We start from the raw sequence: 21,172 nt of genomic DNA on the forward strand, positions 1-21,172 counted from the left end.
TATGGGTATCTTATTCAAAGATAATTCGGGCTGGGGCCCAAAGCAAGCAATTTCAAATGCCTTTTTTAAAGATATTTTGGAAATAATTGGAGATAAAATAGAATATCAAGCATTGGTAAATGAAATCAATGATTCCATATTGTTTTACACTTTTACATTGGATTACAGAGATCGGACCGACACTGAGCTATTTCTTTTGTTAGAAGCAGTAATCATACTGTTTTTCGAATTTGATGAAATGTATTCCAATAGGCTCGATGAAGAGGTCATCATAGTTTATCGAAAATCGATTGAAGACTTGAAGGACCTATTGAAAGAGTTTTTTATAAAACTCTAGTGTAAAAACACAAGCTTCTGAAAATAATAGGAATAGTACAAGAGTACAGCGGAGAAAGCAAATTTTCGAGACCCTATAAAAAATATAAAAAAGGTATGCCCGAAAAATCAAAGGATATCATCCTAGATTATCTTTTAAGGAGGAGGATTGCTATTGCTACAAATATGCAATTTGTAAAATCATTGGAAAAAAATGATAATACGATTTTAGGTGGTGTCGTATATTTTACAGATGGAATATGGATTTGGCCTAATTACTTGAGCTATTATCTAAGAAATTTTGATATTGAGATTTCTCTAGCATTCAAAAAGTTTATTATGGAACAAAATATAAGGAATAATCAAATAGACACAACTGATGCAATAGCATTTTTGAAGAAAAGTAAAGTATTCCAATTTTTAGTTTTGATAGAGGTGTCTTAACTAAACGAAAAGCCATTGGGTGTATATCAGCAAGATATAGGAAGTCTGTCTAAATTGATTAATAAAACAAAATAAGATGTGGTGTTCTCCTCTCGTTTAAGCATTCGCTAGCTCAACGGTCAATAATTCTACAATAAAGGCCATGATTTTATTAGAAACAAATGTAATAGCAAAACTAAAGCTGAAACAGATATGAACTATATGTCTAACCCTGTTATATATACAGGTTATTGAATTAATCTTCATTAAATTGTGTTATACATAAAAAAGGCAGCAAAATTTCTTTTGCTGCCTTTCCTCAGAGCGTTTAATGTTTTACTTAATTGTGTACGGCAATCACTTCAAAACCTCCGTACATGGCCATTTCAGCTGTATGGTTTACCGTTAACTGCAACTTCATTTTTTCAATTAATTCTTTAGCAAAATTAATGCTGCGATACAGGTCTCGGCTTCCTCTGATCTCTATTCCCTTGGCCAACATTTTGAACTTATTCGGTTCAAACTTTTCAATGAATTGCTGAAGATCTGTGCTGATTTTAGTCTCTGTTTTTTGCATAATCTAAATTTTAGTTCAAGCATAAAAACCCGAGGTACTTGAAATGTTTGAAATTAAATATTAACATATAGAAGGTTTTAAACATCAGTTATAGCTAACCTGTTGATTATGAATTGAAATTGTGTTTGATTTCTTGTTGCACATTTTTTCTGTTTAGCAGCATTCAGGTTTAGTACTGTTGACTTGGTACTACTGACTACGGATTAACCAATGGTCTTCATTATTCCTTCATAAATCTGTATTTATTTCGTGCCAGTATTAAAGGGATGGGTAACCTTAATTTATTGAAAACATGGGCACCCAAACCAGGAAAATGAGTAAGAAAAAATAAATCAGATTAAACCATTCAAAAAAGATGAAGAGAAATGTCATATGCTTAGGCTTGTGTGCTTTGCTTTACGTAACAGGTTGTACCCCTAAAAAAGAAGAAAAAGAAGAGGTAGTTACCTATGCCGTTACCAGTCCGTTAAAAATTGATACCTCTTTTACCAAAGAGTATGTTTCGCAAATCCGTTCTGTACGAAATATAGAAGTTCGTGCCCAGGAAAAAGGATATCTTCAAAACATTTATGTAGATGAGGGCCAGCGTGTACATGCAGGTCAGCTGCTGTTTCGCATTATGCCTACCATGCTGCAAGCCGAATTGTTAAAAGCCCAGGCAGAAACTAAGGCTGCCGAAATAGAACTACAGAATACAAAATTACTAACCGATAAAAATGTAGTTTCTAAGAACGAGCTCGCTATGGCGAAAGCCAAATTACAGCAAGCCAATGCAGAAACCGCTCTGGCAAAGCTGCATTTATCATTTACCGAAATCAGGGCACCATTTGATGGCACAATTGATAGGATTCCACTTAAGCTAGGGAGTTTAGTAGATGAAGGTGCACTATTAACCAGCCTTTCTGATAACAGCCAGGTATTTGCCTATTTTAATGTTTCTGAACCAGAATACCTTAACTACCAGAGTTCTGCAAAAAACAAGGGCCAGCAGGAAGTGGGCTTGTTATTGGCGAATAATGAACTGCTCAAATCAAAAGGCAAAGTTGAAGTTATAGAAAGTGAATTTGATAATGAAACGGGTAACATTGCTTTCAGAGCAAGATTTACCAATCCAGATAACCTTTTAAGAAATGGTGAGACCGGAAAAATCCAGATGGTTGTTCCGCTGAAACAAGCATTGGTTATTCCTCAAAAAGCAACCTACGATATTCAGGATAAAACCTATGTATTTGTAGTAGACCAAAACAATGTAGTCCATTCAAAAGCCATTAATATAGCTGGTGAGCTGCCTGATCTTTATGTGTTGGGAGATGGTTTAAATACAGGCGATAAAATCTTGCTGGAAGGTGTTCAGAAAGTTAAAGATGATGATAAAATCAAATTTAAATTCCAGCAGCCTCAGGAAGTAATCAAACAATTAGGATTAAAAACCGAATAATCTAACCCCTATACTTATTTTATGTTTGGCAAGTTCATACAAAGGCCCGTCCTTTCTATAGTCATATCACTTATTATTGTTTTTCTGGGAGCGCTGGCCATTACCTACCTTCCGGTAACACAATTCCCCTCTATCTCTCCGCCAAAGGTTAATATCACCGCAGAGTACCCTGGAGCAAATAACGAATTACTCATTAAATCGGTAGTTATCCCTTTAGAGCGTGCACTCAATGGTGTTCCGGGAATGAAATACATAGCCTCTGATGCCGGGAATGATGGTGAAGCTACCATACAGGTGGTATTTAATCTGGGCACCGATCCCAATCAGGCATCCCTAAACGTGCAAAACCGTGTAGCTGCTGTTACCAATAAGCTTCCGCCATTAGTAGTGCGTGAAGGGGTTAAAATCAGTCGTGAGGAATCTAACATGTTAATGTACATTAACTTGTATAGCAAGGATCCCAAGATGAATGAAAACTTCCTTTACAACTATGCCGATATCAATTTACTCTCAGAACTGAAAAGGATTGATGGAGTAGGTTTTGCTGATATCCTGGGTAATCGTGAATATGCGATGCGCATTTGGTTAAAGCCCGATCGCATGCAGGCCTATAAGATTTCTGCTGATGAAGTGATGAAAGCGCTCGACGAGCAGAGCCTGGAAGCCTCTCCGGGTAAAACAGGGGAGAGCTCTGGTAAACGATCACAGGCTTTCGAGTATGTATTGAAATACCCTGGAAGATACAGTACCAAAGAGGGATATCAAAATATTGTTTTAAGGGCCAGTAAAGATGGAGAAATCTTGCGCCTGAAAGATGTAGCTGATGTAGAATTTGGCAGTTCGATGTACGATTTGTACTCCAATTTAAATGGTCGTTCCTCAGCGGCAATTGTGTTAAAGCAATCTTACGGCAGTAATGCCAGCCAGGTTATTAAAGATGTGAAAGCGAAAATGGCTGAGATTAAGGAAAATTCTTTCCCTAAAGGATTGGATTATGAAATCAGTTATGACGTATCTAAATTCCTGGATGCCTCCATAGAAAAAGTGGTACATACACTGGTAGAAGCCTTTATTTTAGTGGGCTTAGTGGTGTTCTTGTTTTTGGGCGACTGGCGCTCAACCCTTATTCCAGCCATTGCAGTACCGGTATCCCTGATCGGAACTTTTGTATTTATGCAATTCTTTGGGATTACACTCAACCTAATTACACTCTTCGCATTGGTGCTGGCCATTGGTGTTGTAGTAGATGATGCGATTGTAGTAATTGAAGCAGTCCACGCAAAAATGGAGCACAACAGCAAGCTTTCGCCGCTTAAAGCTACTCAGGAGGCTATGAAAGAAATTAGCGGTGCAATTATCGCCATTACTTTCTTAATGGCCTCGGTATTTATTCCGGTAACTTTTATGTCCGGTCCGGTAGGGATTTTCTACAGGCAGTTTTCCATTACCATGGCAACAGCCATTATCCTTTCGGGTATTGTGGCACTAACCCTTACACCAGCATTGTGTGCCATTATGCTCAAAAATCATCATGGTAAACCGAAAAAGAAAACCATTGTTGATCGGTTTTTAGATGGCTTCAACAACTGGTTTGGCCGACTTACAGGCCGTTATGTACAGGTGCTCAACAAAGTGGTAAGCCGCAGATTACTTACCTTCGGGGTTTTGGCCGCATTTTGTTTCGGGGTTTATCTCTTAAATGGTAGCGTACCTTCAGGATTTATTCCAAACGAGGATCAGGGAATGGTTTATGCCATTATTCAAACCCCTCCGGGTTCTACGCTGGAAAGAACCAATCAGGTGGCAGAAAAACTTCAAAAAATATCAGAAGATATAGAAGGTGTAAAATCGGTTTCTTCTTTAGCAGGATATGAGATTCTAACGGAGGGAACAGGCGCAAACTCCGGTACTTGTTTAATCAATTTGAAAGAGTGGCACGAACGTAAAAACTCAGCCCAGGATGTGATCAGAGAATTGGAAAAGAAATCAAAATCTATCCCCGGTGCAACGATTGAGTTTTTCGGGCCTCCAGCGGTTCCGGGATATGGTGCAGCAGGTGGTTTCGAATTGCGTTTATTGGATAAGGCTGGTAGTGGCGACTACAAAAAAATGGAAACTGTAAGCAAGGATTTTGTTCGTGAATTGAACAAAAGACCAGAATTAGCCTCGGTTTTTACTTTCTACAGCGCGAGTTTTCCTCAGTATATGTTGCGCATTGATAATGATATTGCACAGCAAAAAGGGGTAACCATTGATAATGCCATGAGCACACTTTCTACTTTTGTGGGGAGTAACTATGAAACGAGTTTCATTAAATATGATCGCCAGTACAAAGTAATGGTTCAGGCGCTGCCACAATACAGGGCCTTGCCACAAGATATATTGAAGCTTTCAGTTAAGAACGATCGTGATGAAATGGTGCCTTTCTCTGCCTTTATGCGCATGGAAAAGGTTTACGGTTTATCTGAGATTACCAGACACAACATGTACAACGCATCAGAAATTAGTGGACAATCTGCTCCGGGCTACAGTTCTGGTGAAGCCATTAAGGCGATTAATGAAGTGGCTAAGAAAACCCTTCCAAGGGGATTTGGGATCGATTGGGCAGGTATTTCGAAAGATGAGGTATCCAGAGGCAATGAAGCCATCTACATCTTCCTCATCTGCTTAGGCTTTGTGTATTTAGTACTTGCTGCGCAGTATGAGAGTTTTATCCTCCCGTTGGCTGTAATCCTTTCGCTACCTGCAGGTATTTTTGGAGCCTTTTTATTTTTAAAATTACTGGGACTTGAGAATAACATATATGCACAGGTAGCGATGGTGATGTTGATTGGTTTGCTGGGTAAGAACGCGGTATTGATTGTGGAGTTTGCCGTGCAGCGCCATAGCCAGGGGGTATCTGTGCTGAAATCGGCCCTGGAAGGAGCTACAGTCCGGTTCCGCCCTATTTTAATGACTTCATTCGCATTTATAGCCGGATTAATTCCTTTGATGATTGCCACTGGACCGGGTAAAATTGGCAATAGAACCATTGGCTCTGCAGCTGCAGGAGGGATGCTTTTTGGTACCCTTTTCGGAGTAGTGATTATTCCGGGCTTATACTACATCTTCGGTAAAATCGCCGAAAAGCATAAACTGATTAAGATTGAAGAAGAGCATCCATTAACAGAAGAAATTGAACACAATGTTTAAAAATAGCATTTATAAAAGCGTTGGCCTCATTTTAATATGCGCCGCATATTCGGCTTGTAAATTGCCGGAAGTTGCACAACGTAATGAAAATAAAAATGTTCCTGAGCGTTTTAGCAACTCGCAGGATACGCTCAACAGTGCCAGTATCCAATGGCGTAAATTTTTTACTGATCCACAGTTGGTTGATTTGATTGATACAGCATTGAAAAATAACCAGGAGCTGAATATTACACTGCAGGATATTGAAATTGCTAAAAGTGAAATCCGGGCCAAAAAAGGCGAACTGCTACCCAGTGTAAACTACCGGGTAGGCGCAGGTATAGAGAAAGTGGGGCGCTACACCAGTCAGGGAGCTGGAGATGCTTCCACAGAGATAGAGCCAGGTAAGGAAGTGCCAGATCCGCTTCCCGATTATGCTTTTGGTTTACAAGCCAACTGGGAGGCTGATATCTGGCACAAGCTCCGCAATGCAAAGAAAGCAGCATTGAGTCACTATCTTTCTACCGTAGAAGGCAAAAACTTTGTAGTAACTAATTTAGTGGCCGAAATTGCCAATTCCTATTATGAATTATTGGCCTTAGATAACCAACTGGATATTGTTAAAAAGAACATCGCTTTGCAGAGCAATGCATTGGAATTGATGAAAATTCAAAAAGAGGCCACCCGGGTAACCGAACTGGCAGTGCGTAAATTTCAGGCCGAAGTATTGAGTTCCAGAAGTTTGGAATTTGATATCGAACAGAAAATTACAGAAACTGAAAATAAAATCAATTTTCTACTGGGTCGTTACCCACAGCCGATTGTAAGGGATAAAAGTAATTTTACCGATCTGGTTCCGCCAGGTGTTCAGGAAGGTATTCCGTCACAGCTTTTGGCTAATCGTCCTGACATTAAACAGGCTGAATTTGAACTGGCTGCAGCAAAATTGGATGTTAATGTTGCAAAAGCACAATTTTATCCTTCATTAGGAATTTCTGCCGGCATCGGATTTCAAGCCTTCAACCCTGGCTATCTGCTGCGTACACCAGAGTCATTGCTCTATTCTTTAGCAGGTGATTTGGCCGGGCCGCTCATTAATAAAAATGCAATCAAAGCGGCATACATTACGGCCAATGCAAAACAGCTACAGGCTGTTTATGAATACGAAAAGAGCATTTTAAATGGTTATATGGAGGTTGCTAATCAGCTTTCAAATATTAATAATTTGCAGAAAAGCTATGATCTTAAAGCCAAACAGGTGAAAGCTTTAACAGAGTCAATTGATATTTCTAACGATTTATTTAAATCAGCTAGAGCCGATTACTTTGAAGTTTTAATGACCCAACGTGATGCTTTACAATCAAAATTAGAATTAATTGAAACGAAAAAACAGCAGCTTAATGCTGTGGTAAATATCTACCACGCTTTGGGTGGTGGCTGGAATTAGTGATTTGGTTAGGTAGTTTGCAGGGATGCCGGTTAATTCTGGCATCCCTTTTTATTATTTATCACCATGTTATTTGATGGGTTCTAATACAATTTCGTAAAGTTTCATTAACTCTTCTCCGGTAATGGATTTCGGTTTTACGCTGAGTTCCTGTAGCCCATCATTAAGCGATACCGTTCCAATCTCAAGCATTTTTCTACTGCTATTGGCATCAACCTCAAAGGTTTGATCGAAATTCCCAATTTTAACCTGATATGATCCACCAGAATTAGCTGCTGCAAGGTACTTTATCCAGATTTTATATTTTTTGCTGCCCGTTTGTTTGACTGGCCAGGAGATGTATTGTTCCTTCTTAGTCCAGTTTCCTACGAAGTACTGCGTTCGTTTACCGTCTCCAAATTTGAATCCTTCTGCATGCAAAACGCCATCGAAAGCAAGGAGTCTGTTGTTTGAATTATTATCCAGACGTCTTAGTGAATCGGTTTTGATTGGCGATGACAGTTTGATCAGAATTACTTCATCAACCGGATCATGAGTTTGTTCAGCGAGCGATAACCACAGGCCATCCTGATCTTGTTTAAGGATTGGCCATGGTGAACCTCCCAGCACCTTCGCTTCTTTTATGCTATTGAGCAAGCCTGCAACCAATAGCTTACCATCAGTTGGTTGTTGGAACACATGCAAAAACAGGCTATCATTTTTAAGTGTGGTTACTCCCCAATTTTGAATGGGAAGGGGCGAGGCTCCTGCTCCAATAACACTTGTTGCATATTTTTTCATCCAAACAGAGATACTGTCCAGAATACGAATATCCCGCTGGTCGAATTTCCCGTTCCCCATGGGGCCGATATTGAGTAATAAATTACCGCCTTTGGCACGTGATTTGGCCAGTAGCTGAATTAAAAATGAAGCAGATTTATGGCTGGAGTCCGCTTGGGAATAACCATATGATTCATTGGTAGTGGGAATAGCCTCCCAATCACCTCTAAACGGATAAAATTCTGCTGGCTTATCTGCAGTATTGAAATAATCGCCAAAGTTAAAATTATTTAGCCCTGCCAATCTGCCGTTCACCACTACTTTATTGTCTATAGCCCTGATGGCCTTTAGTATGCGTAAATTTTCTGAAAGTGGTAATTTATGTGGTGTGTCAAACCAAAGAATATCAGGATGATAACGGTTGATGAGTTCCTTAATTTGTGGAATTGATTTCTCATCTACATATTTTTGTGCTTTTGGTAACCATTCCGGGTGACTGTCATACCATTCTCTTCCTCCCAGCAACCTGTCGCCTCCCGGATTGTTATAATCCCAGTCATTACCGGGTGCATTGGGGTCTTCCCAGTCAAAAGCATGAGAATAATAAAAGCCGAATTTAATCCCATGCTTCTTACAGGCATTAGCAAGCTCCTGGAGTGGATCTCTCCTAAAAGAAGTGCTTGCAAGCGAATAATCCTTAGAAAAAGCTGTAGGATAAATGGCAAATCCATCGTGGTGTTTAGCGGTAATAATCAAATACTGCATACCGGCGTTTTGGGCATATTTCACCCAGGTTTCTGCATTAAAAAATTCAGGATTAAAATCTTTGGCAAATGTCAGATACTTTTCCCTTGGAATCTTTTTAATCCTCATGAGGTGTTCAGCATAGCCACCAAAAGCCTGGCCATCCCATACACCGCCTGCCATAGAATAAACACCCCAATGAATAAACATGCCAAATGAACCCGCTTTCCACCATTTTATCCGCTCAGCTTTATTGCTGACAGAGCTTGTCCACCAGCCATTTTTAGCCTCTTTAATGGCTGCCTGATCCCTTTTGGCGGGCGTATTAAACATATCTTTATCTTCATCTCCTTTGTTTTGTGCATAGGAACGAAAGAAAATGGGATACAACAAAATCAATAAAATGTATTTAATACTTCGGGATGTTTTCATAAGTATAAGTGGTTAGTTCTGTAAAATAGTATTATCCCAAAAAGATTTATTGAATAACGTAATCCAAATATTCAACTATTTTGGCTAAAAGGAATCAGCTCCCTGATTTAATGCAGTAATAATGATAAAAATAATAAATATTAATTCCTTATTTAGACTAAATCTTGTTAATTTTGGGTTTCGAAATATCAAAACCTCTTATACGATAACCCATAAATGAAAAAAATTTTATTAGCCCTTACCGTGCTGTGGTCAGTTGTAGCACAGGCTCAAAAAAACACACTCTTAGATCAATCATTCTGGCAGGGAAAGCCTAATGTAAATGCTGTTAAAGCAGAAATAGAGAAAGGTGCAAACCCATCACAACTTAATCCCATGAGTTTTGATCCGGTAGTTATGGCCATTAATGCAGAAGCGCCTAACGAGACCATTAAATTTTTATTAGCCCAACCTGGTAATGTGGTAACAAAACCTACTCACGACGGTAGGATTTATTTACATTGGGCTGCGAGTAGGGGTAATGAGGAAATTGTAGAATACCTCATCTCGAAGGGTTCAAATATTGCTTTAAAAGATAGTCATGGCACAAGCCCGCTAACCTTTGCTGCATCTGCTGGTCAGCCCAATACCAAAATTTATGATTTGTTTCTGGCAAAAGGAGCCAATTTAAAAACAGATTTAAACGGAAATGGTGCTAACGCTTTACTGCTGGCAATTGGCAATGATAAAGATCTTAAGTTAACCGATTATTTTATCGCTAAAGGACTTGATTTGAAAAGTACTGATGCTTCGGGTATAAACGCTTTTGGTTATGCTGCAAGAGCAGGAAATGTAAACGTTTTAAAAGCCCTGATTCAAAAAGGAGTTGCTGTAGATAAAAATGCCTTAATCACCGCCAGTGAAGGTGGTCGTAGAGGAGCTGCGCCTATCGAGGTATTTGAATATTTGGAAAGCTTAAAAATTGATCCTAAAGCAGTTAATAAAGAAGGAAGAAATGTTTTACATGCGCTGGTTCGCAGGCCTAATCAAAACGAAATTATTGCCCATTTTCTTGCCGCTGGTGTAGATGTAAATCAGGCTGATAATGAAGGGAATACCCCATTTATGAATGCGGTAGCAACCAATAGAGATACCGCCTTGTTGGCGCTTTTGTTACCTAAAGTAAAAGACATTAATCAGGCTAATGCTAAAGGTATAACACCCCTAGCGTTGGCAGTAAACACTAATTCTTTCCCTGTTGTAAATTATTTAATTGCCAAAGGTGCAAATGTAAATGCGGCTGACCGTGAAGGAAACAATATCGGTTACTACCTGATCCAGTCTTATGGCAGTGCTGAAGGCGGACGCGGCGGTTTCAACCAAAATGCCCCGGCTAAAGCTGTTGAGTTTGGAAACAAGTGGAATTTATTGAAGTCTAAAGGTCTTAATTTGTCTGCTCCACAACCCAATGGCAATACTTTATATCACTTAGCGGTAATTAAGGGTGAGCTTAGCTTGATTAAAGATCTTAAACCTTTGAATATTGATGTGAATATCACAAATAAAGAAGGCATTACAGCCTTACATAAAGCCGCAATGGTGGCCAAAGATGATAGCATTATGAAGTACCTTTTATCAATCGGAGCTGAAAAAAATGCTAAAACAGGCTTTGATGAAACTGCTTTTGATTTGGCCAGTGAAAATGAAACATTAAAAAAAGCAAATGTATCCCTTAGCTTCTTAAAATAATATGAACAATATCTTGAAAATAACAATAATGCTGATTGTATTGGCATTTTTTAAACCTGCTGATGCTGCTGCTCAGGAAACAGCCAAATACAAATGCATGATCCAGATGACCAATTATATGGGAGAGGGTGCCTACATCGTAATTTCATTAGTTGATGCCAAAGGGCAATACAATAAAACACTGTATGTATTGGGTTCTGATAAAAAATGGTACAATAGCTTAAAAGAATGGCATAAGTATAGTGCTAAGAAGCCCGCCAATATCAGTGCGATAACTGGTGCTTCCCTTACTGGTGGTGATCGAGGTGTTTCGGTAATCGAGATCGAAAAAGCTAAAATCAATGCCGGGTACAAATTGCGTTTTGAATCGGCTGTTGAGGATAAAGAATATTACGTGAAGGACTTAGAAATACCTTTAACCACTGCAACGCTTTCTGCAAAGAATGAAGGTACAGGGTTTATCAGGTACGTACGTTTTAGCCCTAATTAATATCGGGGCAATATGATTAAATCTATTTGGAGATACAGCCACCTTACTTTGGCTGTATCTTCTTTTCTTTTTTTACTGCTGGCCGCAATTACAGGTATTATTTTATCCGCGGAGCCAATAAGCCAAAAAACCAAGAGCTACAGCAGGAGTAACCTTGATGACATAACTGTTGCCGCGTTGATTCCGGCATTGCAGGCAAAATATGATGAGGTAACCACAATATCGGTTAGCCACAAACAATATGTAGAAATTCAGGCCATTGATAAAAATGGAGAAGATGTTAAGGCTTATATAGATCCTGAAACGGCAGAGGTTTTAGGTAAAGTAGAAAAGCAGACTGCATTTTTTCAATGGGTAACTACACTTCACCGTTCCCTTTTCCTTCATTCAGCAGGTAGAATTGTTATTGGTTTAACAGCCTTTTTACTTATTTTAATTGCCATCACCGGAATCCTGTTAACCATTCAAAGACAGAGAGGTTTGAGGCGTTTGTTCGCTAAAATCCATAAAGATGGCTTCGCTCAATATTACCATGTCGTATTAGGGCGGATATTACTCATTCCCATTCTCCTCATTGCCCTTACGGGTACATATTTATCGTTAAATACACTTGGTTTACTGAAAACGGATAAAAAGGGAGTTGAAGTTAATATCGACGACATCAAATCTGGTTCACCGAAAAATATTAAAGATTTTGAGGTTTTTCAGCATATCCGTTTATCTGAGGTTGAAACCATCGAATTTCCATTCTCCACAGATATTGAAGACTATTATATCTTAACATTAAAGGATCGGGAAATAGCTGTTAATCAGGTTACCGGAGTAATGCTTGCTGAAAGTAGGTATCCGTTTAGCATACTGGCCAGGAATCTGAGTCTGGATCTCCATACCGGGCGGTCAAATATCATTTGGGCTTTGGTTTTAGCCATTTCCTGTATAGGGATTTTATTTTTTATCTATTCAGGCTTTGCCATTACTTTAAAACGCATTTCCAAACGGACCAAAAACAAATTTCGGGCAGAAGAAAGCCAGTTCATAATTTTGGTAGGATCGGAAAATGGAAGCAGTTATGGCTATGCCAGCGACGTTCATCGATTGTTAATCAAAGCCGGAAAAAAATCCTACCTCAGTACCTTAAACCAGTATAAGGTTTACCCGAAAGCCGAGCAGCTCATTATCATTACTTCTACATACGGGTTGGGAGAGCCTCCTGCAAATGCAGATAAGTTTTTACAACTAATAGATCAGCAGCCACAGCCCCAGGCCATCCAGTACAGTGTATTGGGCTTTGGTTCTAAGGCATACCCCGACTTCTGTAAATTCGCTTTCGATGTTCATAATCAGCTTTCCAAGAAGCACTGGGCCACTTCTCTGGTTGATGTACATACTGTAAATGATAAATCGCCTCAGGAAATATCGCTTTGGGCAGAGTCATGGTCTCAGCAAAGCGGCATCCTGCTTCATGATTTTCCGAAGCAAAGGAAGGTAGACACTAAGTCGTTGCAAAGATTTGATGTATGGTCTAATACCGGAGTATCAGCTGAAACCGCTACTTTCCAGATCAAGCTGAATACCAAAGGGAAGCTAAAAGCCGAATCTGGAGATTTATTAGCCATTTATCCTGCAAATGATCACCGGGAAAGGCTTTACTCCATTGGCGTAGTGGATAATAAAATTCAGCTAAGCGTTCGGCTCCACCCTGACGGATTGGGGTCTGCTTACTTGCATTCTTTGAAATCTAAGGACCAACTGAAGGCTAAGATCATTAAAAACCCTCACTTTTACTTTCCCAAGCAGGCAAGTAAGGTGATTATGATTTCCAATGGAACAGGAATTGCACCTTTCCTGGGGATGATGGATCAAAACGAAAAGAAAATTCCTTGCTATTTATTCTCCGGGTTTAGAGCTGCTTCATCCTTTGAGCCATTCGAATCATTCATAGCAGGGATGATAACTAAGGCTAAACTCAGTAAGCACCATATTGCTTTTTCGAGAGAAGGGGATAAAAAATACGTTAGTGATTTAATCAACATTGAAGCAGACTGGATTGCCCGGTGTTTAAAAGATAAAGCAGTAATTATGCTTTGTGGATCATTGGCCATGCAAAAAGATGTACTGGCAATATTGGAAACCATTTGTCAGGAGAAGACAGGTCAGGCCCTTTCATTTTATCAATCCAGAAACCAGGTATTAACAGATTGTTACTAGTTTACCTGGTTTAAATTGCTTTTTATGGAATGAATGTTTAAGTGGAGATCTTTTGATGAAATAACAGCACCTTGATCGGTAATCATAATAAAGCTGTAAGCCGGATATTTTTTAATAAATGTTTGTCCGGCCAGTTTGCCCAAAACCATTATGGAAGTGCTTAGGCCATTCGCAACCTCAGCACTTGCGCCGAATACGGTTACACTAATTAATCCGGTTGCTGGATATCCCGTTGCCGGATTGATGATGTGAGCATACCTTTTTCCATTAAGTTCAACAAACTTACGGTAACTCCCTGATGTAACCACAGCACCTTTTCTCAAAGGTACTACTGCCAGCAGTGTATCTTCTTTCATCGGGTTCGTTATTCCGATAGTCCAATCTGTGCCATCCGGTTGTTTGCCCCAGGCACTCATGTCTCCTGATGCATTTACGATGCCTGCATTAATTCCTCTCCACAACATCATTTTACGGCATTTGTCTGTCGCATATCCTTCGCCCAGTGCGCCAAATCCAATTTTCATACCTTTAAGTTTAAGGAAAACAGTAGAATTAACCTTGTTAAGGATGATATTGTGGTACCCAACTTTTTGCACCGATTTTCTGATGGCTTCAACGGAGGGCATTTTAGTCATGGAGCCATCAAACTTCCAGATTTTATCCATCGCAGCAAAACTAATATCGAATGCCCCTTTTGTAGCTTTAGATAAGGCAATGGCCCGCTCAGTCAGCGCAAATACCTCAGGGTTTACTTTTACCGGCCTGATACCAGCATTTCTGTTAACTTCCGAAACCTGCGAATCTGCTTTCCAGTCTGAAATGAGATTTTCAATTCTCGAAATTTCTGCGATAACAGCATCGATATTTTGCTCTGCTGTAAGCGAATCCTTTGCCACAAGGCTGATGTCAAATCTTCCTCCCATTAAGAGCGTTGTTCTTTTTCTTAAGATTTGGGCAGACGAGCTAAGCGTAAATAAGCTAAAGAAGAGAAAGAAAAAGGTTTTCATTAGTGTTTTTTGATGTGTAAAAATAAGTTTTTTTAACCGTAAGATGGCTAGATTTCGCAATTGAAGCACAGGTTTAACTATCGAATGCAATCATTTTTATCCAGCTTATAGTTGCTTGATAGATAATTGCGCACACAAACGTTTGTGCAGGCTTTTTATTGAGATTCAATCTGATTTTATATAATATTGTTAAGAAGCTTATGGGCCGTTATCCCTAAATTTCTGCTCAATCTAATCATCCTGAAATGAATAAATATCTTTTACTTATCGCAACACTTGTTTTTCCATTTTTATCTTTTGGCCAAAAGTATCAGGTAAATGTTATACCTAAGCCTAAACAAGTAGAGATTCTGGCTGGTGAATTTAAATTTCAGGCCAATACAAAAATTTTTTACCACCAAAGTACATATGGTAAAGCAGTATTTTTGGCAAACTTGTTAAGAAATGCTACAGGGTATAAATTCCCGATGGTAGTAACGGATAAAGCGCAGTCAGGAATAAATTTACTGATATTAAACGATTCAGCTCTGGCTAAGGAAGATTATCACCTGGAAATTACCACCAGTCAGGTTAAGATAATTGCAGCAGATACAGCAGGAATTTTTAACGGAATTCAGACTTTTCGACAACTTTTGCCTGTGTCGATAGAGAAAAAAAGTAAAATTGGTGCACAATGGTCTGTGCCTGCAATGCAAATCAGTGATGGCCCACGTTTTGCCTGGCGTGGTTACATGCAGGATGTAAGCCGTACATTTTACAGTGTTCAGGTAATGAAAAAATACCTGGATGTAATGGCTTTGTATAAGCTCAATGTACTCCATTTGCACCTAACCGATGATCAGGGCTGGAGGATAGAACTTAAAAAACATCCGGAACTTACAACAAAAAAGACTACTGTTTTTGCTGATAAACACGAAGAGCCGGCAGAAAGAAGTGGCTTTTACACGCAGGAGCAATTGCGTGATCTCATTCAATATGCGGCAGCAAGAAACATCACCATTGTACCTGAGATAGATGTACCCGGGCATTGTTGGCCAATTATACTCACACATCCCGAATTGGGCGTAAATAAGAAGCGTACGCCTGAGCATGTTTTTCCTTTTCTGGCATCATGGTCATATTGGGGATATCAATTTACACCCAATCCGCTCGATCCAACGAAAGAAGAGGTTTATACCTTCTTAGATGATGTTTTTACTGAGGTTGCTGCATTGTTTCCATCAACTTACATTCATTTCGGAGGCGATGAAGTTGTGCACAGGCTATGGGAATCAGAACCACATGTTCAGGCATTTATGAAAGAGAAGGGATTTAAGAAGGTAAATGAACTTCAGGCTTATTTTGTTAATCGAATTTGTAAGATCATTAAAGAAAAGGGCAAAAAACCTATTGGATGGAATGATATTCTGGATGGAGGAACAGCACTTTCCAGGGAAACTGCGATCATGTCCTGGCTGGGTGACGAAGCTACCAAACAAGCAGCATCACAACAATTCTATACTGTTGCTACTCCAACAGATTACCTGTACTTCGATATCACACAAGATGATCGTAATGATGGAACAATGTCTGATTTAGCTTATGGGAATATAAATTCTCTAAAAAGGGTGTATAGCCTTAATCCAACAGCAGGTTTATCTCCTGAAGAAGAAAAGTATGTGTTAGGATTGCAGGCAAACCAGTGGACGGCTATCCCGCAGGAAGTTAAAGATATGAATGTGCAGAATTTTCCCCGGTTGCTGGCTGTGGCTGAAGTAGGCTGGACTGCTCAGGCTGACCGGTCGTTTGATGATTTTAATCATCGCCTTGATGCACATTATCCTCGGTTAGATGCATTGCGCATAGATTATTTTACAAAGGGTGGTTACATTACAGGCACCTGGGATCCGGGTAAGCTGGAAAATGATGCTAAAACTGTAGAGTGGGATGTTACATCAAAGGTATATGCAAATGGCAGGGTAACGGCAGGCTTTTTTTACACGAAAGGGAAGTCCTTCTTAAAAATAAAGCAAGTAGAACTGCTGGAGAATGGCCGTGTTATTTCCGTAGATAATCATGAAGGTCTGGCGGATACTTATCGGGGTACACACAAACCTAAAACCTATCTTTATCGGATGAAAGTAGATCATTATAAAGCTAAAGCAAAATATACGCTCCGGGCCATTGTTTCTGGTACAAAAGGAACAGATTCATATGGTAATCTCACTTTTAGCCAAAGCCCGTATATGCCTTTTGTTGCTACTCAGAAAATACCTTAATGCATTTGGTTGTCAAACGTTTGCGCTAAGATTTGTAATTTATTTAAAACTCATTAAACATTTTCGAAATCTACCTGTTGAATAATTATAAATGATTCAATATGGTAAACGAAAGAATTGATAATCAGAGCACGCAATCAGGTAATGAGGAATTAACAACACAGAAGCTGAATCATGATATGGTAGAAAAAATCAGTCAGCAACTTTGGAATCAAATCAATAATGATGCTGGTAATGCGCAGCTAAGCGATTGGCAGATGTGGCGCTAAGTGCTTTGATTTTTAGTGTGGCAGTTTCTTTTGGAAAACCCCATATAAGTATGTTCCCAGGAGTGCACCGAGAATAACTATTCCCACTACCGGGTAGCCATTTCCAAGATTAACAAACATTGGACCAGGGCATGCACCACTAAGTGCCCATCCCAATCCAAATATAATCCCTCCAAAAATGTATTTTTTGTAGCTGCGGTCTTTATCCTTAAACAGGATAGCTGAGCCACCGATATCTTTGAATTTGAATTTTTTGATGATTAGCACCGATATAACACCCAATATAACTGCTGTACAGATAATACCATACATGTGAAAGGAGTGGAATCTAAACATCTCCTGGATTCTGTACCAGGATACTGCCTCAGATTTTGTCATTACTATTCCAAATACCATACCAGCAAGTATAAATTTGATCGATTTCATAGGACTTAAAAAATTAATGGAAAGATTAAAAAAGTCATGATTAAACCTCCTATGAAAAATCCGATAACAGCAATTAAAGAGGGGAGTTGTAGATTCGACAAACCTGATATGGCATGACCGGATGTACAGCCTCCGGCATAGCGTGATCCAAAACCAACTAAAAGTCCTCCTAATAGCAAGAGTATAATACTTTTTGGATTGTTTAGCGCACTCAAAGAAAATAATTCGTCTGGATTGAGTTTGCCATTAAAATGAATGCCCAGTTCTTTAAGGTCATTTTGGGTTTTAGTTGAAAGTTCTAGCGGTTCAGGATTGCTTAAGTAATGTGTAGCGATGTAGCCCCCAAAGATAGAACCCAAAAGAAATAATACATTCCAAATCTGTGCCCTCCAGTTAAAGTCGAAAAACTTTACAGTTTTACCTGCTCCTGCCATGCTACATAATGTGCGGAGATTAGACGAAAAGCCAAAGGATTTTCCAAAAAATATTAGTGTTAGCATAATCATTGCGATCATAATACCCGAAAAATACCATGGCCAGGGTTGTTTAAGGAATGCTATCATAAGTTTATATTAACCAATTATACCTTAGGAGGGTTGTTTTTCAAACCCCCGTATATTATCCTTAAAGATAAATATACTTCCGCTGGCATCAAAATAAGCCTGATAGCCAAAGATCTAGGTAAATAACCAGTTAACACATCCTTCATTCATTGGGCTCATCTTGTTGAAAAAGTCTTTTGGCGTAAAACCTGTTATAGACTTGAAATCCTTTATGAGGTGGGATTGGTCAAAAAAATCGAGTTTATAAGTAATGTCGCAGAATTTGTTCTTCCTTTTATGTTTAATCTGTTCTTGAATGACTTGCCTGAAACGAATAACTTTTCGCATCTCTGTAGGGTTTTTACCTACATGAATTTCAAAATGTTTATACAACGTTTTCCGGCTGATTTTGTACTTATTGGCAATTTCCTTGACGGTATAATTGCGATTAAGATGCAGCATGTCGGCCATCACCTGGTGGAGAAAGGGGTGTGTAAAACCTACGTGTTTGCTCAAAAGATATTCTTCCAGGTGTTTGATTTTATCATCCGCTGTATCCAGCGACATAATCCTTGTCATTTCAGACTTAAAATCCGGATATGGGTCGAAATAAGAAAAAGAATTACCCAGATAGGTATTAAGGTTTTGCGCTAAAAAAGCATTTAATCCCAAAGGCTTAAAACTGATGGTAATTTCGTTTATGTAACCTGGAATATGAACCTCAATAGGCTTGTTATAGTTGCATATGAGGGTAGACAATAAGGGAATCCGACGGTTTCTACCTACCGTAAGCTTATTTTCTTCGAAAGTAAACTTTGGATTATGATTGATAGAAACGATAGAATTAACCTGGGGAAAGGTATAGTAACAAAGCTTATCCGATTGCTCAGATTTTTTAAGTATATAGAAATATTCAATATACTGGTTTAGTAATTTAGATTGTGGTTTGAAAAATAACAATTCCATTTAAAATATATTCAATTTTAATAAGCTAAATATGGCAGCAAGAAATAATTTCCATTTTGCTTAGTAGGGAAGTGTTGGCAAAAAGGTAGACTGTGGGCTTGATCTTCTTTGGTATATATAAAGATGATCATTTTATGATCAATATCGTTTGTTTTACATCACATAATTTGATGTAAAAGTGTAATTCACTTCTAAAATTATGAATCTCTATACTAGAGATTTCACCAGATGCTATAGACTCAAACGAGATAAAATCTCCCTTTTGGAGCGATCGAAGCTCCTTTATCGTACTTGATTTCTCTATTTTCATATCCGATTCCGATTAATAAAGCCAATCAGGCAGGTAATCAAGTCAATTAAATTCAAACAGATAGGGTAACCCATAAAATTAACCGGGCTAACCTCAGTATCTGAGTTGTTTGCTTTCTTAAACAAGATATTCGAGGTTATACCTTAGTCTAAGAACTAGTTTGTTCCGTTCTGTAAAAGTAGTTAAGGAATAAAATGATAAATAGTAAATCTGTAACCTTTAGATAAAAAGGACTTTAGGAAGCGGGGTTGTGTTAAATTTAGCGGCTTTTTTTAAGCAAATCAGGCCGGTATTACCGGCCTGATATTATTCGGGGGAAATTGCGGATTAAACAAGCTTTCCCTGGTGGTATAAGGCTTTAATACTGGCGTTTCTGGCTACGGCTTCTGCCGAACAACTGGCGTCTACCAGATTAAAATCAGCATTGTCGCCTGCTTTTGGCCACTGCTGTTCACCTGCCTCATTAAGGGGGAGGATGTCATTGGTGGCAATGCGCAAACATCTCGAAAGCTCAAATTCAGAAGATGATCCATATAGCTGAGCCATTAAGTTTGCTTTTTGTAACATGCTTCCCGACCCGAAAGGACTCCAATGATCTACCACACTGTCTGTGCCGGTCATTACTTTAATGCCGTGTTTATAGAGAGTAGGAATCGGCATAATTAATCTTCCAAAGGGAATGGTGGAAATAACACCTACATGGGCTTCTGCCAATTGTACGCAGGTTTCTTCCAGCTTTTTGCTGTCTAAATTTCCCAATGCAAAGCAGTGGCTAATAAAAGTTTTACCTTTTAAAGCAGGATTTTCTTTCACTTTCGCTGCCAGGTATTGAATGGTTTTTAATCCACTTTCTCCCGATTCGTGAAGGTGGATGTCGATGCCTTTGTTGTTGTCTAATGCAAGTTGAACTGTAAAATCAATTGTTTTTTCAATGTTTCCATCAATGCTGTATGGGTCTAATCCGCCAATAAAATCTATATTCATTTGAGCGGCCTCTTTCATTAATGAATCTGATTTAGAGTAGAATACCCCGTGCTGCGGAAAAGCAACTAATTCGGCGCCGAAAGTGTTTTTCTTATTTTCAATCGCTTTATTGAGGTTTTTTAAAGAATCCAACTTGGATGTGGGTTCAATATTTACGTGGCTACGGGCGAAATTACTTCCTTTAGATTGCAATAACTCAATGATTTTTTCTGCGCGCTGCGTAGATGTCTTAAGTAATTCAGGAAGTATCTGTTCTTCCAGGGCTATCATATCTTTTACCGATTTCTGACGTTTGGAACGTGCCTTCCATTTACCGCCATAAAAAGTCTTATCTAAATGAATGTGCATATCGCGCATGGCCGGAAGAAGAAGATAACCTTTCGCATCTATGGCTCCTGAGACATTACTATTTGCTTTAATGGATTTAAATTTTCCGTTTTGAATGGTTACCGTAAACAGTTCTGTTTGGGTTCCGGTGATTTCAAAGTCATCTTTGATAAAGCCGGTTTCCAGCCTTACATTCTTTAAAACCAATTCAGATTTTTCTGAATTATTGGTTGCAGTTTCCATGGCAAGCAGCGATGAAGGTAAAGATGAGGCTAAAAGACTGCCGCCAACTGCACCCATCGTTTGCTGGATGAATTTCTTGCGACTTAAGGGATTATTTGTCATACCTGG

The 21,172-nt window shown here is 39.0% G+C and carries 17 protein-coding genes; 10 read left to right on the forward strand and 7 right to left on the reverse strand.

Features of this window, described 5'->3' with window-relative positions:
* Position 1: 1 nt before the first annotated feature.
* On the forward strand, positions 2-337 hold the full coding sequence (locus tag ACQY77_RS21360; protein WP_421940290.1) for a hypothetical protein: 336 nt from the start codon (positions 2-4) through the stop codon (positions 335-337).
* Positions 338-432: 95 nt separating this feature from the next.
* Positions 433-759: a hypothetical protein gene (locus ACQY77_RS21365; protein WP_421940289.1), complete on the forward strand. Its 327-nt coding sequence runs from the start codon at positions 433-435 to the stop codon at positions 757-759.
* Between the two features lie 319 nt (positions 760-1,078).
* On the opposite strand, the gene ACQY77_RS21370 is transcribed toward ACQY77_RS21365, so the two are convergent.
* Entirely contained in the window at positions 1,079-1,315 is a 237-nt protein-coding gene (locus tag ACQY77_RS21370; protein ID WP_421940288.1) for a hypothetical protein, read from the reverse strand.
* Positions 1,316-1,670: 355 nt separating this feature from the next.
* Between ACQY77_RS21370 and ACQY77_RS21375 the strand changes: the two genes are divergently transcribed.
* From ACQY77_RS21375 to ACQY77_RS21385, 3 genes are read left to right on the forward strand one after another with little or no spacing between them, the layout of a single operon-like run.
* Positions 1,671-2,753 (forward strand): efflux RND transporter periplasmic adaptor subunit, encoded by a 1,083-nt coding sequence (locus tag ACQY77_RS21375; RefSeq protein ID WP_421940287.1) that lies wholly within the window; start codon positions 1,671-1,673, stop codon positions 2,751-2,753.
* Between the two features lie 21 nt (positions 2,754-2,774).
* The gene (locus ACQY77_RS21380) at positions 2,775-5,945 is read left to right on the forward strand and encodes an efflux RND transporter permease subunit (RefSeq protein ID WP_421940286.1); all 3,171 of its coding nucleotides are present in this window, start codon (positions 2,775-2,777) and stop codon (positions 5,943-5,945) included.
* Positions 5,938-7,371 carry a TolC family protein gene (locus tag ACQY77_RS21385; protein WP_421940285.1) on the forward strand — a complete coding sequence of 478 codons (1,434 nt, stop codon included), beginning with the start codon at positions 5,938-5,940 and terminating at the stop codon, positions 7,369-7,371. The genes ACQY77_RS21380 and ACQY77_RS21385 overlap by 8 nt, the downstream gene beginning before the upstream one ends.
* Before the next feature lie 69 nt (positions 7,372-7,440).
* On the opposite strand, the gene ACQY77_RS21390 is transcribed toward ACQY77_RS21385, so the two are convergent.
* Positions 7,441-9,306 carry an alpha-L-fucosidase gene (locus ACQY77_RS21390; protein WP_421940284.1) on the reverse strand — a complete coding sequence of 622 codons (1,866 nt, stop codon included), beginning with the start codon at positions 9,304-9,306 and terminating at the stop codon, positions 7,441-7,443.
* 216 nt (positions 9,307-9,522) lie between these two features.
* On the opposite strand from ACQY77_RS21390, the gene ACQY77_RS21395 reads away from it, so the two are divergent.
* From ACQY77_RS21395 to ACQY77_RS21405, 3 genes are read left to right on the forward strand one after another with little or no spacing between them, the layout of a single operon-like run.
* Positions 9,523-11,034, forward strand: a complete 1,512-nt coding sequence (locus ACQY77_RS21395) for an ankyrin repeat domain-containing protein (protein WP_421940283.1) — start codon at positions 9,523-9,525, stop codon at positions 11,032-11,034.
* Between the two features lies 1 nt (position 11,035).
* Entirely contained in the window at positions 11,036-11,524 is a 489-nt protein-coding gene (locus ACQY77_RS21400) for a DUF2271 domain-containing protein (RefSeq protein WP_421940282.1), read from the forward strand.
* Between the two features lie 12 nt (positions 11,525-11,536).
* Positions 11,537-13,732 (forward strand): PepSY domain-containing protein, encoded by a 2,196-nt coding sequence (locus tag ACQY77_RS21405; RefSeq protein WP_421940281.1) that lies wholly within the window; start codon positions 11,537-11,539, stop codon positions 13,730-13,732.
* On the opposite strand, the gene ACQY77_RS21410 is transcribed toward ACQY77_RS21405, so the two are convergent.
* Entirely contained in the window at positions 13,729-14,739 is a 1,011-nt protein-coding gene (locus ACQY77_RS21410; protein ID WP_421940280.1) for an FAD:protein FMN transferase, read from the reverse strand. The genes ACQY77_RS21405 and ACQY77_RS21410 overlap by 4 nt on opposite strands.
* A gap of 245 nt (positions 14,740-14,984) precedes the next feature.
* On the opposite strand from ACQY77_RS21410, the gene ACQY77_RS21415 reads away from it, so the two are divergent.
* Together ACQY77_RS21415 and ACQY77_RS21420 are read left to right on the forward strand one after the other, a co-directional pair.
* A complete protein-coding gene (locus ACQY77_RS21415; protein ID WP_421940279.1) occupies positions 14,985-16,997 on the forward strand; it encodes a beta-N-acetylhexosaminidase in 2,013 nt (670 codons plus the stop codon).
* A 101-nt stretch (positions 16,998-17,098) separates the two neighbouring features.
* Positions 17,099-17,266, forward strand: a complete 168-nt coding sequence (locus ACQY77_RS21420) for a hypothetical protein (protein ID WP_421940278.1) — start codon at positions 17,099-17,101, stop codon at positions 17,264-17,266.
* Positions 17,267-17,278: 12 nt separating this feature from the next.
* On the opposite strand, the gene ACQY77_RS21425 is transcribed toward ACQY77_RS21420, so the two are convergent.
* From ACQY77_RS21425 to ACQY77_RS21440, 4 genes are all read right to left on the reverse strand, one after another.
* On the reverse strand, positions 17,279-17,692 hold the full coding sequence (locus ACQY77_RS21425) for a DUF6691 family protein (RefSeq protein WP_421940277.1): 414 nt from the start codon (positions 17,690-17,692) through the stop codon (positions 17,279-17,281).
* A 5-nt stretch (positions 17,693-17,697) separates the two neighbouring features.
* Positions 17,698-18,255, reverse strand: a complete 558-nt coding sequence (locus ACQY77_RS21430) for a YeeE/YedE family protein (RefSeq protein WP_421940276.1) — start codon at positions 18,253-18,255, stop codon at positions 17,698-17,700.
* A gap of 114 nt (positions 18,256-18,369) precedes the next feature.
* On the reverse strand, positions 18,370-19,200 hold the full coding sequence (locus ACQY77_RS21435) for a helix-turn-helix domain-containing protein (protein WP_421940275.1): 831 nt from the start codon (positions 19,198-19,200) through the stop codon (positions 18,370-18,372).
* Positions 19,201-19,837: 637 nt separating this feature from the next.
* On the reverse strand, positions 19,838-21,166 hold the full coding sequence (locus ACQY77_RS21440; protein ID WP_421940274.1) for an amidohydrolase: 1,329 nt from the start codon (positions 21,164-21,166) through the stop codon (positions 19,838-19,840).
* Between the last annotated feature and the right edge of the window lie 6 nt (positions 21,167-21,172).

Source organism: Pedobacter sp. (assembly GCF_965279535.1).
GTDB lineage: Bacteria > Bacteroidota > Bacteroidia > Sphingobacteriales > Sphingobacteriaceae > Pedobacter.